This window comes from Tianxiuia mixotrophica (genome assembly GCF_050596425.1).
Classification (GTDB): Bacteria; Bacillota; Clostridia; order Peptostreptococcales; family Acidaminobacteraceae.
On sequence record NZ_CP192292.1, the window covers coordinates 4,843,606 to 4,866,253 of the forward strand.

At 40.3% G+C, this 22,648-nt stretch carries 20 protein-coding genes; 1 reads left to right on the forward strand and 19 read right to left on the reverse strand.

Annotated elements, in window-relative coordinates; genetic code table 11:
- Window positions 1-9: 9 nt before the first annotated feature.
- The 19 genes from ACQ4KW_RS21315 to rpsF form a co-directional block, all read right to left on the reverse strand.
- Window positions 10-846, reverse strand: a complete 837-nt coding sequence (locus ACQ4KW_RS21315) for a hypothetical protein (protein ID WP_430884454.1) — start codon at window positions 844-846, stop codon at window positions 10-12.
- Between the two features lie 164 nt (window positions 847-1,010).
- Complete coding sequence (locus tag ACQ4KW_RS21320; RefSeq protein WP_430884455.1) at window positions 1,011-1,856, reverse strand: hypothetical protein; 846 nt, start codon at window positions 1,854-1,856, stop codon at window positions 1,011-1,013.
- 9 nt (window positions 1,857-1,865) lie between these two features.
- Complete coding sequence (locus tag ACQ4KW_RS21325) at window positions 1,866-3,326, reverse strand: hypothetical protein (protein WP_430884456.1); 1,461 nt, start codon at window positions 3,324-3,326, stop codon at window positions 1,866-1,868.
- Window positions 3,327-3,343: 17 nt separating this feature from the next.
- Window positions 3,344-4,429, reverse strand: a complete 1,086-nt coding sequence (locus ACQ4KW_RS21330; RefSeq protein ID WP_430884457.1) for a hypothetical protein — start codon at window positions 4,427-4,429, stop codon at window positions 3,344-3,346.
- Between the two features lie 209 nt (window positions 4,430-4,638).
- Complete coding sequence (locus tag ACQ4KW_RS21335) at window positions 4,639-6,429, reverse strand: ATP-binding protein (protein WP_430884458.1); 1,791 nt, start codon at window positions 6,427-6,429, stop codon at window positions 4,639-4,641.
- A 6-nt stretch (window positions 6,430-6,435) separates the two neighbouring features.
- Window positions 6,436-7,131 (reverse strand): response regulator YycF, encoded by a 696-nt coding sequence (gene yycF, locus ACQ4KW_RS21340; protein ID WP_430884459.1) that lies wholly within the window; start codon window positions 7,129-7,131, stop codon window positions 6,436-6,438.
- Window positions 7,132-7,399: 268 nt separating this feature from the next.
- Window positions 7,400-8,920: a peptidoglycan DD-metalloendopeptidase family protein gene (locus tag ACQ4KW_RS21345; RefSeq protein ID WP_430884460.1), complete on the reverse strand. Its 1,521-nt coding sequence runs from the start codon at window positions 8,918-8,920 to the stop codon at window positions 7,400-7,402.
- A 194-nt stretch (window positions 8,921-9,114) separates the two neighbouring features.
- A complete protein-coding gene (locus ACQ4KW_RS21350; protein ID WP_430884461.1) occupies window positions 9,115-10,401 on the reverse strand; it encodes an adenylosuccinate synthase in 1,287 nt (428 codons plus the stop codon).
- 166 nt (window positions 10,402-10,567) lie between these two features.
- Window positions 10,568-11,155: a GNAT family N-acetyltransferase gene (locus ACQ4KW_RS21355; RefSeq protein WP_430884462.1), complete on the reverse strand. Its 588-nt coding sequence runs from the start codon at window positions 11,153-11,155 to the stop codon at window positions 10,568-10,570.
- A gap of 8 nt (window positions 11,156-11,163) precedes the next feature.
- Window positions 11,164-12,489 carry a replicative DNA helicase gene (dnaB, locus tag ACQ4KW_RS21360; RefSeq protein WP_430884463.1) on the reverse strand — a complete coding sequence of 442 codons (1,326 nt, stop codon included), beginning with the start codon at window positions 12,487-12,489 and terminating at the stop codon, window positions 11,164-11,166.
- A 164-nt stretch (window positions 12,490-12,653) separates the two neighbouring features.
- Complete coding sequence (locus ACQ4KW_RS21365; RefSeq protein WP_430884464.1) at window positions 12,654-14,888, reverse strand: transglutaminase domain-containing protein; 2,235 nt, start codon at window positions 14,886-14,888, stop codon at window positions 12,654-12,656.
- Window positions 14,869-16,065, reverse strand: coding sequence for a DUF58 domain-containing protein (locus tag ACQ4KW_RS21370; RefSeq protein ID WP_430884465.1), 1,197 nt, complete (start codon window positions 16,063-16,065; stop codon window positions 14,869-14,871). The genes ACQ4KW_RS21365 and ACQ4KW_RS21370 overlap by 20 nt, the downstream gene beginning before the upstream one ends.
- Window positions 16,055-16,990 carry an AAA family ATPase gene (locus ACQ4KW_RS21375; protein ID WP_430884466.1) on the reverse strand — a complete coding sequence of 312 codons (936 nt, stop codon included), beginning with the start codon at window positions 16,988-16,990 and terminating at the stop codon, window positions 16,055-16,057. The genes ACQ4KW_RS21370 and ACQ4KW_RS21375 overlap by 11 nt, the downstream gene beginning before the upstream one ends.
- Window positions 16,991-17,223: 233 nt before the next feature.
- The gene (gene rplI / locus ACQ4KW_RS21380; RefSeq protein WP_430884467.1) at window positions 17,224-17,670 is read right to left on the reverse strand and encodes a 50S ribosomal protein L9; all 447 of its coding nucleotides are present in this window, start codon (window positions 17,668-17,670) and stop codon (window positions 17,224-17,226) included.
- Window position 17,671: 1 nt separating this feature from the next.
- Window positions 17,672-19,660, reverse strand: a complete 1,989-nt coding sequence (locus ACQ4KW_RS21385) for a DHH family phosphoesterase (protein ID WP_430884468.1) — start codon at window positions 19,658-19,660, stop codon at window positions 17,672-17,674.
- Window positions 19,661-19,670: 10 nt separating this feature from the next.
- Window positions 19,671-20,618, reverse strand: coding sequence for a YybS family protein (locus ACQ4KW_RS21390; RefSeq protein ID WP_430884469.1), 948 nt, complete (start codon window positions 20,616-20,618; stop codon window positions 19,671-19,673).
- 371 nt (window positions 20,619-20,989) lie between these two features.
- A complete protein-coding gene (gene rpsR, locus ACQ4KW_RS21395; protein WP_430884470.1) occupies window positions 20,990-21,214 on the reverse strand; it encodes a 30S ribosomal protein S18 in 225 nt (74 codons plus the stop codon).
- A gap of 15 nt (window positions 21,215-21,229) precedes the next feature.
- Complete coding sequence (locus tag ACQ4KW_RS21400) at window positions 21,230-21,673, reverse strand: single-stranded DNA-binding protein (protein ID WP_430884471.1); 444 nt, start codon at window positions 21,671-21,673, stop codon at window positions 21,230-21,232.
- 24 nt (window positions 21,674-21,697) lie between these two features.
- Entirely contained in the window at window positions 21,698-21,982 is a 285-nt protein-coding gene (gene rpsF / locus ACQ4KW_RS21405; protein WP_430884472.1) for a 30S ribosomal protein S6, read from the reverse strand.
- 482 nt (window positions 21,983-22,464) lie between these two features.
- Between rpsF and ACQ4KW_RS21410 the strand changes: the two genes are divergently transcribed.
- Complete coding sequence (locus ACQ4KW_RS21410) at window positions 22,465-22,617, forward strand: hypothetical protein (protein ID WP_430884473.1); 153 nt, start codon at window positions 22,465-22,467, stop codon at window positions 22,615-22,617.
- The last annotated feature ends 31 nt before the right edge of the window (window positions 22,618-22,648 follow it).

The window sequence follows — 22,648 nt, forward strand, 5'->3', positions numbered from 1 at the left end:
GCAATGTAATCAGTTTAAGACAACATTGGTTTCATAAATGATTTTTTGACTCATGGCCTCTAAATAAGAGGGGTCTGGTGTCATAGCGTATAAAACCAGGGTTGTGTTTTTTTCTTTAATCTTGGTCACCCACACCCGGGAATGCATTGAAATTTCTTCAAAATCAGCTGGGTTCTTTCCGTATGGCAGGCCAAACTGTAAATATCCCAGCTGGAAAGATTGAAATTCATGCGAAGGGCTTGTACATTTTCCTTTAGCACTTATTTCTGTCCACTCATAACCGCCAAAGTTACGGCTTATCATAAGGTCAGCATCTTGATCAAAAACAAGCGCTTGGTGTGGAGCCCCTAGGCCTCTTATAACAAGATTTAAATAGTCATACTTTGCAATTTCAAGGGCTGAGCCTTTAATAACAGCCCCCTCTTCATTAAACATATAAGTAAATGGATCAGACTCTTCTTTTATGAGGTAGGCGCCGTAAAAGGCTCCGTTATAGGGGCTTCCCTTTTCAAAAAACCTAGACCCACCACGCAGTGCGTCATAAGAAGCAAAGTTGTATAGAATTGTTAGGTCAATATTCTCGCCACTGGCCTTTGAAAACCCATCACCAGCATTATATGACATTAAAAAAGGATACCAGACCTGATCATCGCTGAGTCGTCCACTTGGCATGTCAATCTCGATGCCCTGTGTTTCAGTTAAATCCCCTGCTCCTTGATAGATATTATTAATCTGCATAATAAGCATGCTGACTGGCAAACGCGTAAAGGGCACCGCTGCCATGAAAACAATTATGAATACCAGTGTAATTATGCTTTTTATCACGGCCCAAATTATTTGACGCATACACCCTCCCCAAAGATTCTGATAATCATCTGTTTTTCTTATTCTATTTATTCTCTTTTTTATTCTCTTTCTTCTTCCGCTTTAATATTCTTTCCATATTAAAATACCCGGAAATGTTTGCTTGAATAATCAAGAGAACAGGTCCGGGTTTTCGTTTAAATTCATTAGTCTGTTTGGGCTTCAATATAAATGACTTCGCCGCTTTCCGTCTTAAATCTCCAGTATGGGCTTGGTTCTCCCTCTTGGAAATTTATAGTCAGTATATTGGATACGAGCCTATAACCAAGATCCATGGAAACTATTTTAACCGGCCTTTGCACGTCTTCACTTGAATCAATCTCTGGAAGCAGTCTGAAAAGCGCTTTAACAGGCGACTCAATATTCTTTATGCTTTCCAAGGTTTTAAATGACCCAAACCATTTTCTTCTAAACTCAGCAAGCTGGTCTCCGGCAATTTTAAAATCCATGGACGCATCTTCGACAAAGTGACCATCAAGGGTCTGTCTATACTGTACTAGGACCATGCCACTGTCAAGGGACTTGGTGCCCCAATATTCCACTGAGTCACCAATGAGACCTTTCTCTTGAAGGAATCCATCGGCTATTTCCTTTGCCAGTTTAGGGTCTGTTTTTACAAATCCCCCTGGTATGTTCAAGGTTCTGTAAACCAGTTCCTGTGCCCCAAGTATTTGAACTTCAGCATCTTTAGACAGGTAACGACCATCCACCTTTGAATACCCCTTGTTGAGCAGAATTTTAATCAATTCCTCGTTTTCATACATTTCATATGTGAGTTGAACATCAGGCAAGTATAAATCACGGGTAGGAATATCACTTGTAATATAGACCTCTTCTGACTCAAGAAGGCTAATCACTTCTTCTAGACGTTTATACTTTTGCTCGTCTAAGTTATCAGCGCCAATTCGGTCACCATACAAAGAGAATATGAGAACGCCATTGGTCAGTATAAGGGCAATAATTAATATTGTTTTTGTACGTGTCCAATCCATTGACTTCTCCTAATTATCATGCGACTTCAACAGTCTGCCATCGTACAACCTAAACACATAGCTTGTTTTTCCAACATCGACCTTCCAGACAGGATACAGATATTTTGTATTGGAATCAACCACGTAATAGGCCAGTTCCACGTTGGAAATATCGCCTAAAATACGGGTCCATATTTCATCTTCTGACAACTGAATATCTTGATTTAACTTGGCTTCATAATCTCCCTGGATTCGATTTCCGTTGCGGTCAAGAATTTCATTAATTGTCAGGGCACGCCGATAATAGTCAAGCATGAAGGAATCCTTGTATCTATGAATAGCGCGTACAAAGTTGGTCACTTGGTTGCCTACAATTTCCACTCGAATACTGTGCCCATTATCTATGCTGTCTGTTAAAACAGGCAAGTCCCGTATTCTATAATCAAACTCAAGAATATACACAAGATTGTCATCATTGTCTTGACGCATTGTGTAATTGGCCAAATAAAGACTCGATGGCGCCCCACCATACTGATCAATATAGTTCATAGCAAGTTGGAGAGCTTCTTCAAGGCTTATAGAATCAAGTTTTGACCCAGGTTGAATACGCTCGGTAAACTGAATAGACCCATCACTGCCAAGACGTAGAGCCTTATTGGCATAACCATATAGATAAATGATGGAATCGTCCACATCCTTCATTTTTTTGACAAAGTTAAATTGCTTGCCGAAGGCTTTATTTGCATATGATCGAAGCGTGCTGTCATCTGATGACTTGACGTTAATCTCTGGAATGACATTGGCAAAATCCACAAGCATGCTCGTTATTGGAAAAATATTATTGTTCTGCTTTTGGTCCTCTAAGGAGGCCTGAAGGGCAAACAAGTCTTCCATACGTCTATATTCTATAATGTTCTCTTTTTTCTCCACTGATGAAATGGATTTTTCAATATGATCTGACAGACCCATCCCTGTCATTTTATAATACTCTGAAGTGCTTTCATTTCCAAAGTATACACTGGACAGATCATGGGTTGAAACTAAAATTGAATTGATGGTTTCAGTCCTGCTCGACAAGGTGTTATCGAGTCCCAGCATCGTCTGCATGTCTCCAAGTGTCATGTCAAAAGGCATTTTAAATCGTACCGCGCGACTTTTTACCATTTCAACCCACCGCTTCTCATCAATTGATTCAAAACTTGACAGACTTTGAGGACTCTGAAAATATGTTGCGAGTTCTGCCTGAACATTTCTCCATAAACTGGCGTTTTCCTCTGCATAGTTTTGAGTATAAACACCGCCCCCAAAACTAATAATAAAGCTTTGGGGGCTGAAGATTTCTTTGATATCAAATGTTTTTTCAACAGCCAACGCTTGAATAGAGTTGTCCTGTCGGTCGGTTGAGAGACTTAACATAAGTTGTCCAGTTAAGACGATACAGAGAATAAATAAGGATACTAAAGTCGTTGACTTAAGCATTTCTCTGTTCATTTATCTGCCTCCCATTATTACTCGCCAGACTTTTTCGCACCAGTTTGGCTGTCTTCATCTGACGAAGAATTATCTGAATCCGATTCGTCGGTTTTTAATGTCTCATCATTTTCAGAACTTGATTCTGCTTTTGAATCCGTTGAATCATCATCGCTTCCCTTTGCAGGAAGAATAAGTTCACCCACGTTAGAAGGCATAGCATCTTTAATATCCTCTTCCGTAAGCTCTTCATTTTTGATGATCTCAAACTCAATAACATCTATAATGTCTTTGCTTTGACTCTCCGTAAACTCAAACTTGTAGAGTCCCGGTGAAATTTTTTCTACAGTTTTTTGATAGTAAGGCAATATGCCTGTATCTGTCAGGTCTTCTGGACCAAATAGTGGCACTTCGAAGATTGCTCCATATGCTTTTTTTGCTAGAGTGTAGTTGTCGCAAAGAGCCTTGGTTTCTTCCACATCTATCAGATAGGCCTCTATGATTTCCAGCTCAGATTCTGAGTATTCATGGCCTTCTTCATGACCATCCTCAAAAACATTCATATAAGCTTCATAAGACTCTTCTAAGTCTTCAAGTTTGTCTTCGAATGCACTGCGTGCTTTTTTATAGGCTTTAATAACATCTTGTCTTTCGCCTGATGATAATTTATCTTTTTGTAAAAGGGCCTCTGACCCATTAATAATACTGCCTGAATCAGAAGATGTATTCTCTGGATCTTCATTAGGTTTTTCTGCGTCCGTGCCACCCTCGAATGATTCTTTAGCAGAATCCCGTGCGACAATACTGCCACCGCTAATCACTCGAAAAGGGATTTCATCTGCCATAACAACCATTTCAGATGTACATGCATCATCTAAATATGCATTGTGCGCTGAAGGCATGACTTTGTACAGGCTGACATAGACAGGATAATCGCCCTCAGATCGGATGGAAATCGCCATGGAATCTTTAATGAAAACCTGACGTTCTGTCCCAATTTGGGGTTCAATAATCGTGATGTCACCTGCGTTTACTGGATTCAATTGTATGCTAGCGAATGACGCTGTTGACAACATCAGCACAAACATTGTTGCCAAAATGAAGGTAAGTCCCTTTTTATACATACATATCCAACCTAACTTTGATCGCTTGCAAAAGCATAACACCATGTCATACTTTGCGAACCACTCAACTTAAAAATTCTACAGACAATTTACAATAAATTTAGTTCTATTTTCATTATCATTATACACAAGGAATATTACAGCAATATTACACCACTTTTAAGTCAAGATTACACAATTCGACCTTATTCGACATTCAAAATTTATTTCTATGTCTGATCCATGTCCATTTTCATAGGAATCCTTACTAAAATAGACGTGCCTGATCCAACTTTTGAATCAATTTCTATTTCCCCTTGGTGGAGTTCAACTATTTCTTTTGCAATAGATAAGCCAAGTCCAGTGCCACCCATATTTCTGGATCTTGCCTTGTCCACGCGGTAGAATCTGTCAAAAATTCTTGCCAAGTGTTTTTTACTTATACCTATGCCCGTGTCGTCGACCCGAATTTGCACATGGTCATCTAACTGGGTTATAAAGGCTTTGATTCGTCCATTTTCAGGTGTGTACTTTATGGCGTTTGAAAGTATATTGAGCATAACCTGTTCAATCCGGTCATAGTCAAAATAGCCAACAACCTCATCTACATCAGCAATAAACTTAATTTGCTGATTCTTAGACTTTGCTGTCACTTCTACCTTCATTATGGCTTTTTTAAGCAGTGTGACATAATCATGGTACTCAAACTCCAAGTCCACTTTTCGTGCATCGAAATTTGAGAGTTGAAGCAGATCTCGCACAAGTCTTGTCATTCGATCGGCTTCTGAATTGACAACGGAAAGGAACTGCTGTGTCATTTCTTTATCATCGATCATGCCATCTAGAATTGTCTCTGTATAACTTTTAATACTGGTTAGTGGGGTTTTAAGTTCATGAGAAACATTTGCCACAAACTCCCGTCGCATGTCTTCAAGACGTTGGGCTTCTGTTATATCCTGTATAAGGAATACGAAACCGTTTTTATCTCCCTCATCATTAGTATATGGGGCAAAACTAATTTTTATATAGCTGTTTTCAATCTGCTCAGTTAAAGAACCTGTCCAGTCTGGATTATTAAACATAAGGTTATCAAGAACCAGACTCCTGTCAATGCGCAGTGCTATTTCATTAAAATCTCTCTCGTGTTCATCGATCTTGAGGATCCCTCTCGCCTTGGGATTGATGTGAATGATTTCGCCATTTCTATCCGCTGCTATGAGACCATCATCCATATGATTTATAATCGTTTCAAGCTTGCTCTTTTCTCTGGATATCTCCCGCATACTTGTATTGAGCCGTCCAGTTAGATAATTGAAGGTATCAGCCAACTGACCAATTTCATCATCTGATCTTACTTGTACGACCTGATTAAAGTCACCCTGGGCAAGTTTTGCAACACGCATGGTAACGTCATTAATGGGGTCTGTGATCGTTCTCGCAATAAAGAAACCCAGAAGAATTGTAAAACCAGATGATAGAACAATCGACTGAATAATAATAATAATTGACTTGTTGAGAGTATCAAAAATCTCCCTAAGATCAGATCGAAGATACAGGGCACCTGTGACCTTGCCCGTATGAATCACGGGGAAAATCATGTCCTTTGTTCTAAAAATGACACTGCCACTTTGAATGCTTTCAATGGACTCTGAACTCCGTCCGTTGAGCCCTGAAAGAAGCAGGTCCAGCTCTAGAACTTCATCAGCTGAAATGCCGACGTTCTCCGTTGTTGTGGCAATAATACTGCTATTGCTTCTATCAATAACATAAATTTCCTTATTGATACCAACACCCTGTACACCAACTATAATTTCTTCAATTTTATCTTGGCTTGAAGCCAGATCGTCGTATCTTTCCAGTTTTGGTAAAACCAGTTCAGAAATTTCGCTTAACTCCTTTGTAACATTGCTAAAATGATATTCCTGAATAGACTGGATAATAAAAACGCCTGCGATAATCATTGCGATAAACACGAGCATGAAATAGATAATAATAAACTTCCATCTTATGCTCTTAAACATAGGGTTTTATGTCCTCCTGAAATAGTATCCTACACCACGCTTCGTTAAAATATATTTTGGACTGCTTGAATCATCTTCGACTTTTTCTCTCAATCTTCGAACAGTAACATCCACTGTACGGATATCGCCAAAATACTCATATCCCCAAACATCTTTAAGGAGTTGCTCTCTTGAAAAGATCTGATTTTCTTGGGTTGCCAAGTACTTAAGCAGTTCAAATTCTCTTAGCGTCAGCTCAATAATTTCATCATCTTTGCTGACTTCATAACGGTCTAAGTCAATGCTTAAGTTGCCTGATTCAATGACACTGACTTCGCTGGTTTCAGCTGTGCCATCCATATCTATTCTTCTTAAGTTGGCCTTAACCCTGGCTATGAGTTCACGCATGCCAAAAGGCTTTGTGATATAGTCATCTGCGCCAAGTTCAAGCCCCAGGACCTTGTCCACTTCCTCTTCTTTTGCCGTTAGCATAATGATCGGCGTTGAATGCTTTTCTCGAATTTTCCGACACACCTGAAAACCATCCATTTTAGGAAGCATGACGTCCAGGAGCATTAAATCTGGAAGCACTTGATCATGAAGTTTCACAGCCTCTTCACCATCATAAGCAACCACAACTGTGAATCCTTCTTTTACTAAGTTAAACTTAATTATGTCTGAAATCGGCTTTTCATCATCTACAACTAGAATTTTCTTATCCATAGTTTCACCTCGATTATGTTATACGCCTATTATATTCTCTCTTAAATAAGTGCCTTACAAAACAACACATCATCAGCCCACTCTAAAAATCTTTATGCATCAAAACGATGACCGCATGACAGTGACATGACTTTGTGGTTTTGAAGACCCTTGAAATGAATATAACCCCTAAAACCAGATGCATCATGTTCTTTGACGTATCTGGATAACTTGATCTAACAAAAAATACCGCCATGCTTGCACATAGCGGTATTAACTCTCTTCATCATTAGTAAGAAATGTAGCCAGTCGGATTCACAGGCACCCCATTTTTCTGAATTTCAAAGTGAAGGTGAGGACCTGTACTTCGTCCTGTATTGCCTGAGGCAGCAATGGTCTGCCCTTTGAAGACCTTGTCTCCCTTTCTTACATACAGCTTTGAGTTATGTGCATACAACGTCTTCATATTCGCACCATGGTCAATGATAACACACTTACCATAGCCACCCTTTGTGCCAGAAAATATTACCACGCCGCCGTCTGCTGCTGTTACTGGTGTTCCTGTTGGAATACCAACATCAATACCTGTATGCTTTCGCCCCCATCTCCATCCGAATCCAGATGTGATGTAACCACGGCTTGTTGGCTTTGCAAACACGCCTGTTCCTTTTCTTGGTGGCGGATCTTTCGTACCTCTATAAACAACCTTTGTCGTTGGCTCTTCAAGAATTTCTTCTTTTGTAACAATACGGCCAACTTCAAGACCATTCACACGGTAAACTTCGGCTTCTACAAAACGTTCACCCAAGTCACCTTTGACTTTTGTCCTATATTCCCCTTGGAACATAGACGCAGTGTCTTCATATTCTATGTCATACTGAATATCATCGTTATACTCAGCTGATTCCACTGTATATACACTAATAAGCGGTCTAGGAACAACCAGGCTTATTTGTTGTCCAATTTGGAGTCTTTCAGGCACAACTTCAGGATTGGCCTTTACAAGATCGTTAACCGGGATGCCATAGCCCTTAGCAATGACCCAGAAGTTTTCACCCTTTTCAACAATATGACGCTTTTGTTCATTTGTGCCTCGAACTATGTATTCAAGTACCGTATCAGGGTCTTTAAACTCAGTCCACTTGCCGACTGGTTTATAGGCTTTGGTTATTTCTACATTCTCTTGGAAATATGTTCGGATGTACTCAACTTCCTCTTCATTTTTGTATCTGTTTTTTAGAGAATCAAGTACATATTCAGCTTCTTCACGGGTTCCAAAATAAGCCACCGGTATATCATTGGCTCTGATTTCATAGCCCCTAACAGAAATGCCCGCTGTCATTTCCATGCCTGTCATAAGCTTTTCATACAAAATATCTTCTTCAGACATTTCCTGTGCAAGCTCCTGGCTTTCACCATCAAGCTGTCCATTTAGTTCTGCAACCGCACTGGATGCCTTTAATGCCTCTACACTCACTTTTTCCGAAGCCTCTGGTGCTTGTAAAGCTTGTGCTGAAGACGTGTTAACACCAGAAGGTGTCCCATTTGGAATAAAGGATGTCACCGTAAATGCTACGACAGCCAGAACAGCAAGTGCAACGCCTGCATAAACAGGGCGCTGGTTATCTTCAATAAATCTATTAATTTTATATTTGAAATCATAGCGGTTTGATCTTGCGCCTTGATAATATGACTTATTACGTTTTGAACGCTTTAAGCTCTGGTAACCCCCATAAAAAGGGCTTGCCAAGGCCGCAACAAACCAAGCCAGTTTGTCTAGAAACTGATCTTTATAGTCTTTGTTTTTCATATTTAGCCCCTGTTTTATAATCTGTCCATTAACCTTTTAATAGCTGCCATCAAATTATATGTCATTTTCTTCAAAGTCAGAGTTCTCGTATTCTACATAAGTATAACATATTATGTAGACTCAAAGAATATATGAATACAAAAAACTTCCTACCATTTAATTATGATAGGAAGTTTGTTTTATATCTAGGGCTATTAGTCTCTGTAGACTCTGTCTCGGATAATTGTCTGCGATCGTTTCGGACCCACAGAAATGATTTTAACAGGTACCCCTGTCAGAGCTTCAATACGGTTTACGTAATTCTGACAGTTTTCCGGTAAGTCATCAAATGATTCTGCTCCAGTGATGTCTTCAGTCCAACCTGGAAGTGTTTCATAAACAGGTTCACACTTCTCAAGAAGGGAAAGACTCGCTGGATAGTCTTCGATGATTTCATCACCGCATTTATAGGCCGTACAAATTTTCACTTCATCAAATCCTGTCAGGACATCAAGAAGCATAAGTGACATAGCTGTCATTCCATTTACGCGAGCCGCATAATTTACAATAACAGTATCTAACCATCCACAACGTCTTGCACGACCTGTTGTCGTACCGAACTCGTGACCTTGTACACGGATTCTTTCACCAATTTCATCATCAAGTTCTGTGACAAATGGTCCCATGCCAACACGTGTTGTGTATGCCTTTGTGATACCAAGAACTTCTTCGATCTTATTTGGTCCCACGCCAGAACCGATTGCAAAACCACCTGAAATTGGGTGGGAGCTCGTTACATATGGGTAAGTACCAAAATCAATATCAAGAAGTGTGCCCTGAGCACCTTCAAGAAGAACTTTTTTATTGTCTTTTACAGCGTCATATACTATTCTGACTGTGTCAGAAATGTAAGGACGAAGTCTATCTGCATAGCGCTTGTAATCTTCAACGATTTTATCAGCGTTTAAAGCTTCACCGCCATACACATTTTCGATAATTTTATTTTTATGTGCCACTTGCGCACGGAGTTTCGTTTCAAATGACTCGTCTAATAGGTCACATACGCGAAGACCTGAACGCTCAACTTTGTCCATATAACATGGGCCGATACCTTTTTTTGTTGTACCGATTTTAGCATCGCCACGCGCTTCTTCTGCAAGACGGTCAATTTCCTTATGGTATGGAAATACAAGGTGTGCACGATCACTAATACGAATGTGATCTGTGTTGACGCCACGACCTTCAAGACCATCCAGTTCCTTTATTAAACTTTCCGGATCAACAACAACGCCATTTCCAATAACATTTGTTGTGTTTTCGTATAACACGCCCGATGGAATAAGGTGTAGTGCATATTTCTCATCGCCAACAACGACAGTGTGACCTGCATTGTTACCACCTTGACCACGAACAACGACATCTGCTTCACTTGCCAGATAATCAATAACCTTGCCTTTGCCTTCGTCTCCCCACTGAGAGCCTACTATTACTACGGTTGACATATTCGCACCTCACTTCTCTTCACGAACTTACACATACATACTAGCAGAACCGAATGGCATCGTCAATCACTTTTCCGATTATTTTTTGCATAATAAAAATACAATGTTCGTGTAATGAGGCGAACATTGTATAATTAAACCGAATGATTAATATTAATACCGACCATCATTCGGTTTTTTTAATATAGCGACCAATAAATGCTGATTTGCTGATTTTCATATAGCAATAATTAACGTAAAGATTCTTTTTATCATGGTCAAAATCCGGGTATTCTCGGAGTATATCCTTCCGAAAACTCTGTTCTTCAAATGGTTCCCGCTTTTTTTCTATATGCTCAAACCCAATATTTTCATAGCAGGTGATGGCTCTTGTGTTGAATTCCGCTGTCTTTAAATGGATTTCATCAATAATAAAATTACGAAAGACCCTATGCAGATATAGACATATGGCACGGGTTCCGATGCCCCTTCCCAAATAGTTGGGGTCAATGGCAATACCCATTTCACCTTTTTTTTGCATCCAGCTGATGTTCTTCAATGTGATATAGCCAACAACTCGGTAGTTGACTTCAATGGCATAGATCCACCTTTTGAAAAAAACCTTCTTAGCCGCATACCAACGCTCAAGGTCAGAGCTTCTGCAGTAGGGGAAATTATATTGATAAAACCTGGGGTCATCATGGGTCCCCCATCTGGTCAGTGCTTCTGTGTCACCTAATTTAAAAGGTCGTAGACGAACATTCGTCTGCTCCATACTGTCACCTACTCGACAAACTCCCGCTCAAGATTAACAAACTTTGTAAACTGCCCCAGCCAAGTCAGTTCCACTGTGCCGGTTTCACCATTTCTTTGTTTTGCGATTATTATTTCACCAATACCCTTCTTTTCAGAATCGGGGAAGTAGTACTCATCACGATATAGGAACATAACCACATCGGCATCCTGCTCGATGGCACCGGATTCACGAAGGTCAGAAAGTATCGGTCTGTGGTCTGCACGAAGTTCAGGCGCACGAGACAGCTGAGATAAGGCAACCACAGGGCAGTTAAGCTCCCTAGCCAGACCCTTGAGCCCACGGGAAATATTAGAAATTTCCTGCTGTCTTGACTCTGCATTACCCGACATAAGTTGAAGGTAGTCAATCATAACCATATCCAGACCATGTTCCATTTTAAGTCGTCTGCATTTTGCACGGACTTCCATAACCGTTACCGCAGGGGTATCATCAATAAATATTTTAGCATTTGATAACGTACTCATACCCTTTGTGATATCAATCCAGTCTTGTTCTTCCAAGTCCCCGTTACGTATTTTTCCCAGGGGAATATGGGCTTCTGAACTAAGTAAACGCTGAACCAATTGTTCTTTTGACATCTCGAGACTGAATATAGCCACACAGCCATTGCCTTTTAGGGCCGCATTGTGGCAAAGGTTCAGGGAAAAGGCCGTCTTCCCCATCGAGGGACGGGCCGCAACCAGAATCATATCAGAGCGCTGGAAACCACTTGTTTTGGCATCAAGATCGAGAAATCCCGTGGTAATCCCTGTAATGCCCCCCTCATGTTCATACATTCTCTCAATCTCATCATAGGTGTTTACCAGGACATCACGAATGGCTGTCATCCCTTCCCTGTTTTGATTTTGAGATATGTCAAAAATGGACTTCTCTGCACGGTCAAGGACTTGGGCTGCATCCTGGGTTTCATATCCATATTCAATGATCTCCGAAGATGCTTTAATAAGCCTGCGCAGGGTCGACTTTTCATCAATGATTTTGGCGTAGTGTCTCGCATTTGTCGTTACGACACCAGCACTTGTCAGGTCAGCAAGATACTCTATTCCGCCAGCCTCTTCCAGTTTCCCCTGAAGAATGAGCTGGTCGGACACCGTGACAAGATCCACTGGTTCGTTCTTATTATAAAGTTCAATGATTGCGCCAAAAATCTCCTTATGAGCTTCTCTGTAGAAGTCATTCTGTTTTATAACATCTGTAACTTCTGTGATGGCATCTTTATCTAATATCATTGCGCCAAGAACAGATTGTTCTGCCTCAATACTATGTGGCGGTACTTTGCCCATAAATTCCATCTTGCATATCCTTTCTTAGGTGATTACAAAACATCAAGTCCAGTCCACTACAAAACACATAAGATACAATTTATAATCCATATATGCTCCTGCAGTGCATCAATTTGAAGTCTTATAAATCACTTTTTTATAAAAACAGGTACTTCTTTATAACAACTTATGGATCATTTGTGATCCATCCAGTATCTAAAACGATTGTAGCGTCCCTTTGTGTCCTTTTCAACCTCTTTTACAAAGTCAAAAATGCGCCTTAATCTGTCTTCTGCAACAGCGCTTCCACTGTAAAGGACCATGTTCACATCGTCTATTATATCATATGGAGGTCCCTTATAGTTCTGCTTCATCTCATGACTTTGACTGCGTGAGTTAAAATACTTTTCAAGTTTCTCAGCTGGTGTCAAATGATCATCATCAATATCAATCAGATCTTCCAAATAATAAATTTCACGAATCGTACGTTCTTTTAAAGATCCTTTTTGGAAATACCATTTTACCTTCATGGTCATATAAATGCCACTAAACATGCCAAGAACAAGCAGGCCCAAGAAACCGTATAAAATCTCTTGTGAGTAATCTGGCTGTGCTTTTACTTGATCGAATGAGTCAGCTCCAATATCCACATCCATAAGGGCTTCTTTTGCATCTAGGGTAAATTGAGACTCGTCATCAAGAACAGGTGATCCGTTCTCATTCTCTGCTTGGTCCTCAGTTTCTAAACTGCGTCTTGTGGCTTCGTTGTAGGCTGGTGTCGCTTCAAAAATTGTCCATCCCTGCCCTTCAATATAGGCTTCCGTCCAGGCGTGCGCCCTATCAGCCCGGACGGGAAAGGCCCCATCCGGTTGACGAATCGTAGGGAGTAAGAAACCTTCAACATATCTAGTGGGTACGTCGACCGCTCGCCCCATGACAGCCAGGGCACTGGCGTAATAAGTGCAGTACCCGCTTTTGCCTTCGAATAGAAAATAAGACACAAAGTCTTCGTCTGCAGGGGGCAGACCTGGTTTTAAGTCGTAGGGATACTCCGCCCGCAACCAGTCTTTGATAGCACTTATCTTCTCAATGTCACTGGTCATCCCCTCCGTTAAGTCTAAGGCCTTCTTAACCACCGCTTCATTATAATTATCTGGCAGTTGCAAATATATTTCAGGGTTTTCAATCCGCATGGAGTAATCCACCCCTCGCATGGTGTAAACATCTAAGGGGCCTTCAAAAGATTCCCGCTTATAATACATGGCCCCATCGGGGTTCATAAAAACCTTATTCTCGCTTAGGGCAACTTCTTTTATGCCGATTGGTGCAAAAAGTGTTCTTGTGCTGATCGATTCGGGCACTACCGTCACTTCATATGACCGAACCTTATTCCCCGCTAAGCCTGTATGCTGAACATAGTCGTTGTTGTTTGAATAAATATCATTGTCTGACACCCAGCTAAAACCCGTGTACCTGGTTTGAACACGTCCCCGCAAATAGACGCCTGCCTTGTCAGACCACACCCGGAGCAGAACGGGGTTTTCTCCCCTGTCTACAGGACCACCAAGTCTCTCTTCATAAGGCTGGTAGATTGTTTGCTTAAAAGTGAACATGGCCATACTGCCCCTTTTATACCCCGTTCTCATATGGAGCACATTGGGAACAAGCTCCCCAATGTGTTTATTGATCCCATCAACAGGAAGGACAAATAGAAAGACATTGCTCAGCAAAATCACTAGCGTGCCTAAAAGGAATAAATAGGTACCATGTTTCTTTGTCTCAAAATGCGTGAGCCCAAATGATGCCCGAGCAGATTTCTCCCAAGCTTTTTTTCTGGCATAATCGCCTGCCACCATAATAAACCCTATAAAATATAAGCTAAAGTGCTGTTGAATGCTCTCAGCATAATGAAACCACTGCTGAACAAACAATATAATTGGTATAAGAAAAAAGCCATAGTGGACACTTTTAAAAATTCGACTGTAAATCAAACTGCCCATGGTTAAAACAAGCAAGGCTATAACCAGCAAATTGAATACAAATATCTGTTCCCCACTGTCCGCACCTTGCAAGACTGACTCTACAGCATAAAAGAAGAAATCCGGCCATTTATCCAATATATAAAGACTTGATAAGCTGCTAGAAAGACCCATTTCCAGTGGATTTGAATGATTTAGGTAAAGAGACCATTTCTCAAGACTTTGATCCATCACAGCCAAAGTCAGACCCGATCCAAAGAGTAGAGCCAGTCCGGTCACAACCCTTTTTTTAGCATATAGCCCGTGAATAGTAGTCCACATAAATAGAACCAGACTAAGGGTTACTGTAAACCCAAGATCAATTCTAAGGGCATCTCTTAAAACCAAGACAAGGGCATACACAAGAATCAGTCCCGCTATGAAATTGTGTCTAGAGAGCCTTTTTATCATAGCTGACCTCCAGTGTTTTTGAAATATCACTTCTAGATGAAAGAGAGTACGTTGAAATCCCTTGGTGGTTTAAAAGGTCTAATTCATCGGAATGAAGACGACTGTCTTCCCCATAAAATATTAGAACAATGTCAAATCGTTTCTCCCTTAAACCAAGCACTGTGTAGAGCAAGTCGTCTGTTAATTTATCTGTCACTGCAATAATGGTTGACCCATAGTAGAGCTTGTTTGTCTCAGCTTTCAAAAACTGGACAAAGGTCTGTTCTCCCGTTGGTACATATCCCGTCAGCTCTTCAAGAAAGAGACCAAACCTGGCCATATCTTTCCCTTGTATCGAAAGTCTCTTTAATGTATTGCATACAAGAGATACCGATATATTATACTCTAGGAAATAATGAATCAGTGAAATGGCAATTTCAACAAGACCATCTTGGGTATCAAGTTCTTCTGGTCGGATTGTTTCTTTATAGCCATCCACAAGCATATATACCTTGGTATCCGCAGAGAGATCATATTCTTTCACCAAGGGATGGTCGAGCTTCGATGACAATTTCCAGTGTATTTTCTTCATACTGTCACCGATTCGGTATTCCCTGATGGATTTCATGCTTGTAAAGTCTTCATGGGTCTGCATAGGCACTGTGACCTTGCCGAAAAACTCTTTTGCTGGCAGGTCAAAACTCTGAATGGCATGTACCCTTGGATAGACCGTTAAATCAATCGCCCTGTCAAAAACCACACGGCGCGAGAATAGTCCCAAAGGATCTTGAATATCCACCACAAGTTTTCCAAGGGTGTAATATCCCCTGTTTTGACAGGTCACATTTTTACGAATGGTTATCATTTGATAAGGACCATAGAAGGCTGTCTCTGAGGGAAACCCCATTTCTCCCAGTCGCTTGGAAACCACAAAGGTCATCAAAGCATACGATACTGGCAAGACTGACATGTTGGATAGCTTGTACTCAATCCAAAGCTTGTCTCCCACGGTCAAAACTTCTTCACTAATATTAAAAAAGAGATACATATTCTTACTGTTCCAAACCACCATAACGTAGCTGCTGACAAAGACAACAAGCATGGCCACAGCAATAAAATATATGAACCGCCCCCCTGTAAAAAGAGCGACAAATACAGACAGGACCAAACCAAACAGAAATATCTGCCTATTCGTCATGAACAACCACCTTTGGCACTTTCACAAATTCCACTAGGTCCTTAACAATATTTTCTGAACCGCGACCCTTGTACCTTATTTCGGGTTTTACAATGAGTCTGTGGGCCAGCACATCCACAGCCAGATCCCTTACATCTTCAGGTATAACATATGTTCTATCATTTATATAAGCTCTGGCTTTTGCTGCAATAAGAAGGCCTACCGCCGCTCTAGGACTGCATCCAAGTATAACCTCATCTGAGACTCTGGTCTTTCTTACAATGTCCACTATATAGGCCCATATGGAATCATCTGCATGCACATCTTTGACCGCTTCCTGCATAGCCTTAACTTCATCAGCACTCAGGACTGTCTTGAGGGTCGCAATATCCCTCCTTGTGCCCATGCGCTCAACGATCTTCATTTCATCTGATTTGTCCGGATACCCAATTTTAATTTTCATTAAAAAACGGTCGAGTTGAGCTTCTGGAAGGGGAAAAGTTCCTTCATACTCTATGGGATTTTGAGTTGCAATCACCATAAAGGGCCCATCAAAAGCATATGTGGTTCCATCTATTGTCACCTGGCCTTCTTCCATAGCTTCAAGCAAGCTTGATTGGGTTTTAGGCGAGGCTCTGTTGATTTCATCCGCAAGGATGATTTGATTGAATATGGGGCCTTTTTTGAAAACGAAATCATAGGTATCCCTGCGATAAACAGAAACCCCTAATATATCTGAAGGCAATAAATCTGGTGTGAACTGAACACGATTAAAGGATAGGTCCATTGATTTTGCAAGTGCCTGGGCTGCTGTGGTTTTCCCAACACCCGGCACGTCCTCTATGAGTATATGCCCCTGAGACAAGAGGGTAATTAAGAGTCTTTTTAATACTTTTTCTTTTCCTATAATAATAGATTCCATATTGTTGACGAGCTTTTCATACATAAACATACCTCTCCACTTCTTCCCCCGATGGTCTGTTGACTAGATTGTAGACGCATTTTTCTGAATATTCTTTATAAATTCGATTCGGATTCCATGGATTCCTGTAATAAAGACTTTACGTTTTTGTAAAATTGAGCGTAATATAATGAATGTCTGTATAAAAAAACCGCAGATTCCAATATTCATAGGAAACTGCGGTTATTGATTAACATTCTATTTTTCTAACGCTTTGCTTACTGCTGCTCTGTAACATAGATTTCAAGCTTGGCAACCACGCGCGGATGAACCTTGATTTCAGCCTTAAATGTACCTAGCATTTTAATTTGATCCATTTTTACTTTTTTCTTGTCCACCTTAATGCCATGTTGCTGGTTAAGCATTTTTGCTACATCTTTATTTGTGATAGATCCAAACAATTTGCTGCCTTCACCAGATTTGGCTTGGAACGTTACTTTAAGTGACTCAATCTTAGCCGCCAATTCTTTAGCTTCTGCCAAAGCTTCAGCGTTTCTTTTTTCCTCAGCTTCTTTTTGGTGATGCACCTGATTCACGCCACCTTCAGTCGCTTCTTTTGCTAGACCTCTTGGAATTAGGAAGTTTCTGCCGTGTCCGTCACTGACATTAACGACATCTCCTCTTTTGCCCGTCCCTTTAACGTCTTTAAGTAGTATAACTTTCATATTACTCACCTTCCTCTTCGAAATATTCCTGAACTGCTTGTAGCAGCAAGTCTTTTACCTCATCCATGCTCTTGTCTTTGAACTGAGCCCCGGCAACTGTCATATGACCACCACCGCCAATTTTCTCAAGTATAACTTGAACATTGGTGTCTCCTAAGCTTCGACCACTGATAAAAATCATGTCTTCACTTTTACGTCCAATAACAAAAGATGTGGATATGCCTCTAATATTAAGGAGGCTGTCTGCACCCTGAGCTGCAACAAGTTGAGCATTGGGTACATCCTCTTCATAAATAGATATAGCAACATCATTATCATATATTTTTGCATTGCTGACAATGTTTGATCTATGAATAAATGTGCTTAAATCATCTTGGAATAATTGCCTTACAACAGTTGTATCGGCTCCAAAACGTCTTAGTAAAGACGCGGCCTCAAATGTTCTTACACCTGTTTGGAATGTAAAGTTTTTTGTATCTACAGTGATGCCAGCAAGTAGAGCTTCAGCTTCATTCTTTTCTAGACGCATGGTGTTTTCCATGTACTGAAGAATTTCAGTGACAAGTTCTGCCGTTGATGATGCATAGGGCTCAGTATACTTTAACACTGTGTTATTTATAAACTCTGTGCCCCGCCTATGATGGTCAAACATAACAATTTGCCCACCTGCTTCAAGAAGTTCTGGTGCCTCTGTAAAGGATGGTCTATGGGTATCGACAACCACGACTAGGGTGTCTTTATCCATAAGTTCAAGGGCCTCTTCAGTGTTGATGAAATGATATGTTTCGTTATCCTTGAACACATTGTGTATGTTTAGGATGGAATCATTCACATCATTCAAAACGATGTAAGCATCTTTTCCCCTGTTTAAAACAGCTCTATACACGCCGATGGCTGAACCATAAGCATCCATATCAGGATTTGTATGTCCCATTATAATAACTTTTGAACTGTCATCTATAAGGGGTCTAAAAGCATGGGCGATCACACGGGCCTTAACCCGGTTTCGCTTTTCAACAGCTTTTGTTTTTCCACCATAAAACTCATAATTGCCTTGCTTTCGGACAACAGCCTGATCACCACCGCGACCCAGGGCCAGTTCAAGGGATGAAAACGCCCCTTCCTCCAGCTGAGAAAGGTTTTTGCCCGTTGTTCCAACACCCATACTTAAAGTAACGGGAATCTTATTGCCTTCATCAATTTCACGGATGTCATCCAAAATAGCAAATCTTTTGGCTTCAAGATTTTCTAAAAATTTATTGGAAAAGACCACGACATATTTATCTGATGTATAGCGTTTTATAAGGGCATTCATTCTGGTTGCCCACAGGTTGATCCTCTTGTCAATTTCAGAACGCACCGCAGGACGATGCTCTTCTTTTGTTTCATTGATCACATCATCCAGATTATCCACCTGGATTAAGGCCACAACAGGTTTTTCATCACGATACTTGTCTCCCAGCATAAAGTAGTTTGTCTGGTCGATCCAGTAGAGCATCATAATGTATCTTTCATCGCTTTTACTGCCTATTTTAACAATATTCGATAAGACCCTGAAAACACTTTCACCAATCTTGATATTGGATGCGTCTTCTCCGCTTAGAAGTTCATCAAATTCAAGGGCTGGGATAATTTTATCCACTTCAGAACCAAGTAAGTCTTTTTGGTCCACCATATCTGTGAACTTACTGTTATACCAACTGATTTTCCCGTCTAGATCAACAAGCGTTAAGGGGATTGGCAGATTTAATATGGCATAGCGCGCTGCCGAATCAATATCACTTGAAAGGGTTTCGATGTATCTTTGCCATCTCTTATTTTTTTGTCGTCCTGATCTCCAGTTATAATACAGAAGATACACCAACACAAGGGTGCCGACTATCCCCAAAAATGGTTCATATAGGGCAATAATAAACACCATAAAAAATATTATCCATAAATAGAGTCTTGTGTCGCTTTTAAAAAGTTTGGAAAACTTATTTTGACCCATTCAATCACTCCTAAGTGTTTGACTTCATTCGGGCTCTCAAATTTATAATTGTTTCAAGCATGCCGAGCACGAAAAGTGGAAATTGCAACATGCTGTAGAAAAGAATACCCATAGTCGTAAAGGCCACAACAGCAGATCGTGGAAATTTATAATGGTACATGAAGAAAATCGACACTGCCGCTCCCTGAATGGAAAAGACAAAAACAACCACAAGGAGAATATTTAAAAATAGAAGTTCAGAATTTGAATGTCCAAGAATCCCTGTTAACCATGCCAAAACCATCATAATCATGGATCCTAGAAAGACATTTCTAGGCAGCTGAAAATCTCTAAATAGGCCTGTCTCTGGCACCTCAAACTTGAATCGTTTAAGTGCCTTTACAAGCGCCCAGTGGTTGACTGCTGAAGTGAATGATCCCATCATTATTAGAATGAAAGGCAGCATATTTTGAAACTGTATAACCATGAGGTCAAACTGTTCGTTTAAATCTGTTGTCATTTGAGAGTCAAAATTATATGAAGCAATTAAAGACTTTGACTCCTCTATGGCTTCTGTGAAAATCTGCATCATTCCAATGCCTGTGAAAAGTTCTGTCAGCCCAAATAATACCACTGTGCTTAAGGCCGCACCTACTGCACCAATTAAAATTGTTTGACTGGCTTTTAGTTTTTGACGCACACCTTCGCCTAAAGCGGCTGATACAAACCCTCCATAAACTAAAATCATCAGACTTTCTGCTGGAATTCCCATAGCAAAACTTATAACACTTGATACGATAACAGATAAGACGCCGTAGTGTCTACCGTGTCGCACCCATACAACTGCAAACATAGCTGGTACAAAGACTGTAAAGTAGCCCACGATGGGCAGGTATCTAATCATAAAAACAACAACTGAAACCACAAGGGCAATTAGGGCCGCTTCGATCATAGCTGAAGTGTTTCTTTCATATCTCAAAAATTCACGCCTCCAATACTTATTGAGCAAATTGCAAAACATCACTTAAAAGGCATTGCTATACTGTATATGGAAATTTCAACTCGTAAATATCAATATACCGTATAGCAATAAGGTTAATCTTTAGCTTTGCATGTGCCTAACTTAATCTTTGTCTATTATACAATACCTGGGTTGAATTTGCACTGATCTTACTTGATCATTTCTATAAGCCCGTATTTTATCAATATTTTTTAAAAATCTCTATGTGAAACCAATAATACAACTTATTGGCTTCACATAAAGACATGTGCCCTTAAATTGGTATTTTACAAATTGCTCAAAATAAAAAACGGAAGACACTCAAGTAAGTATCTCCCGCTTATTTGTTCTTATTCGTTTACAAATGGTAGTAGTGCAACAATACGAGCACGCTTAACTGATTGAGTTAGAGCACGCTGATGCTTTGCACAGTTACCAGTAACACGACGAGGTAAAATCTTACCACGCTCAGTTAGGTAACGCTTTAGTTTACCAGTATCTTTGTAATCAATATCTGTTACTTTGTCAGCACAGAACTGACAAAACTTTCTTCTTCTACGCTTTCTAAAAGCCATCTTATTTCCCTCCTTCTAGAATGGAATATCGTCGTCATCTTCAATCGCCTGAAAATCAGAAGTATCCATGCCTCCCATACTGAAGTCATCGCTACCTTGTTCAGGTTGACGGTTATCATTTCGGCTGCCAATGAATTCAACATTGTTTGCAACAACATCTGTCGTATAGCGCGTTTCGCCTGATTGAGTCTTGTATTGGCCAGTGTTAATAGAACCATTAACCGCCACTTGACTGCCTTTAGACAGATAATTTGCACAAAGTTCAGCTGTCTTACCCCAAGCTACAATACGAATGAAATCCGCTGTAGGTTTGCCTTGAGCTTGCAATTCCGCTTTTTTATCACGTGACATCCCTTTGTCTACCGCCAGTGTGAAGTTTGTTACTGCACGTCCGCTGCCAGCAATAAAACGGAGTTCAGGATCTCTAACTAATCGACCTATTAGAACTACTTGGTTCATAAACTCCTCCTCTACTGTCTGCTACTATGCCTCTTTGCGTGTTACCATGAAACGCATTACTGCGTCGCTGATACGGAAGTTACGCTCAAGTTCAGTGGGTAGATCAGCAGCTGCTTTGAAGTCTACTAGTACATAGTATCCTTCTTTAGTCTTATTGATTTCGTAAGCAAGCTTTCTGTTGCCCCACTCGTCAACGTTCAGTACTTCACCGTTTGATGCGATGATTGACTTGAATTTTTCGATGGCTTCCGTTCTCTTTTCCTCTTCCATGTTTGGCTTAAGGATAAATAGAGCTTCGTATTTGTTCATTCTTGACACCTCCCTATGGTCATTAATGGCCCAGTCCCTTGACTGAGCAGGAAGTAAAGTGGACATATATATCCACACTACAAACGGAATTATATCATTCTCGTCAAGTCGATGCAAGTATTATTTTCTCCATAATAAAAAATAATTATATAAAAATATTTTTGTAATCTTGTATACACCATTTTTTTCAAGTATGATGGTGCTACAAAAGTGCCCCGAACTCTATATTATTTAGAGTTTGAAGGATTGGAGGACCGCTAGAACCTCTAGTCCGATAAATATTCCCGTAATCCCCATTGTCAGGGCGGCAGAGTATACTCTGCCGATTTTTTTATATATTTAATTCTTTATTTTGACACAATTGACATTTTAATACTTTTTTGTTACAATGTATTACGTTCTTATAGAACTATTATTCTTACCTGACAGCAGGCAGAACAATAAGCTGTTTCTAACATCTTAAATTATAGGAGGTAAGGATTATGAGATCATTAACAAAAGCTGAAATAATCAATACAAATGGAGGCCGCGACGACAAAGGTGGCAATTTCCATACCAGCACGACCACTAAGAAAGAAAAGAAACCACAATACAGAGTATACAATGGTCCAGCAATCACTGTTGATCTACCATAATAATTAGCATTATTTCTACAAGCTCATGGTA

What these genes read in the sequence shown, in the direction of transcription:
- ACQ4KW_RS21315 (WP_430884454.1), bottom strand. Translation starts at nt 846, where the DNA reads ATGCGTCAAATAATTTGGGCCGTGATAAAAAGCATAATTACACTGGTA.
- ACQ4KW_RS21320 (WP_430884455.1), bottom strand. Translation starts at nt 1,856, where the DNA reads ATGGATTGGACACGTACAAAAACAATATTAATTATTGCCCTTATACTG.
- ACQ4KW_RS21325 (WP_430884456.1), bottom strand. Translation starts at nt 3,326, where the DNA reads ATGAACAGAGAAATGCTTAAGTCAACGACTTTAGTATCCTTATTTATT.
- ACQ4KW_RS21330 (WP_430884457.1), bottom strand. Translation starts at nt 4,429, where the DNA reads ATGTATAAAAAGGGACTTACCTTCATTTTGGCAACAATGTTTGTGCTG.
- ACQ4KW_RS21335 (WP_430884458.1), bottom strand. Translation starts at nt 6,429, where the DNA reads ATGTTTAAGAGCATAAGATGGAAGTTTATTATTATCTATTTCATGCTC.
- yycF (WP_430884459.1), bottom strand. Translation starts at nt 7,131, where the DNA reads ATGGATAAGAAAATTCTAGTTGTAGATGATGAAAAGCCGATTTCAGAC.
- ACQ4KW_RS21345 (WP_430884460.1), bottom strand. Translation starts at nt 8,920, where the DNA reads ATGAAAAACAAAGACTATAAAGATCAGTTTCTAGACAAACTGGCTTGG.
- ACQ4KW_RS21350 (WP_430884461.1), bottom strand. Translation starts at nt 10,401, where the DNA reads ATGTCAACCGTAGTAATAGTAGGCTCTCAGTGGGGAGACGAAGGCAAA.
- ACQ4KW_RS21355 (WP_430884462.1), bottom strand. Translation starts at nt 11,155, where the DNA reads ATGGAGCAGACGAATGTTCGTCTACGACCTTTTAAATTAGGTGACACA.
- dnaB (WP_430884463.1), bottom strand. Translation starts at nt 12,489, where the DNA reads ATGGAATTTATGGGCAAAGTACCGCCACATAGTATTGAGGCAGAACAA.
- ACQ4KW_RS21365 (WP_430884464.1), bottom strand. Translation starts at nt 14,888, where the DNA reads ATGATAAAAAGGCTCTCTAGACACAATTTCATAGCGGGACTGATTCTT.
- ACQ4KW_RS21370 (WP_430884465.1), bottom strand. Translation starts at nt 16,065, where the DNA reads ATGACGAATAGGCAGATATTTCTGTTTGGTTTGGTCCTGTCTGTATTT.
- ACQ4KW_RS21375 (WP_430884466.1), bottom strand. Translation starts at nt 16,990, where the DNA reads ATGTATGAAAAGCTCGTCAACAATATGGAATCTATTATTATAGGAAAA.
- rplI (WP_430884467.1), bottom strand. Translation starts at nt 17,670, where the DNA reads ATGAAAGTTATACTACTTAAAGACGTTAAAGGGACGGGCAAAAGAGGA.
- ACQ4KW_RS21385 (WP_430884468.1), bottom strand. Translation starts at nt 19,660, where the DNA reads ATGGGTCAAAATAAGTTTTCCAAACTTTTTAAAAGCGACACAAGACTC.
- rpsR (WP_430884470.1), bottom strand. Translation starts at nt 21,214, where the DNA reads ATGGCTTTTAGAAAGCGTAGAAGAAGAAAGTTTTGTCAGTTCTGTGCT.
- ACQ4KW_RS21400 (WP_430884471.1), bottom strand. Translation starts at nt 21,673, where the DNA reads ATGAACCAAGTAGTTCTAATAGGTCGATTAGTTAGAGATCCTGAACTC.
- rpsF (WP_430884472.1), bottom strand. Translation starts at nt 21,982, where the DNA reads ATGAACAAATACGAAGCTCTATTTATCCTTAAGCCAAACATGGAAGAG.
- ACQ4KW_RS21410 (WP_430884473.1), top strand. Translation starts at nt 22,465, where the DNA reads ATGAGATCATTAACAAAAGCTGAAATAATCAATACAAATGGAGGCCGC.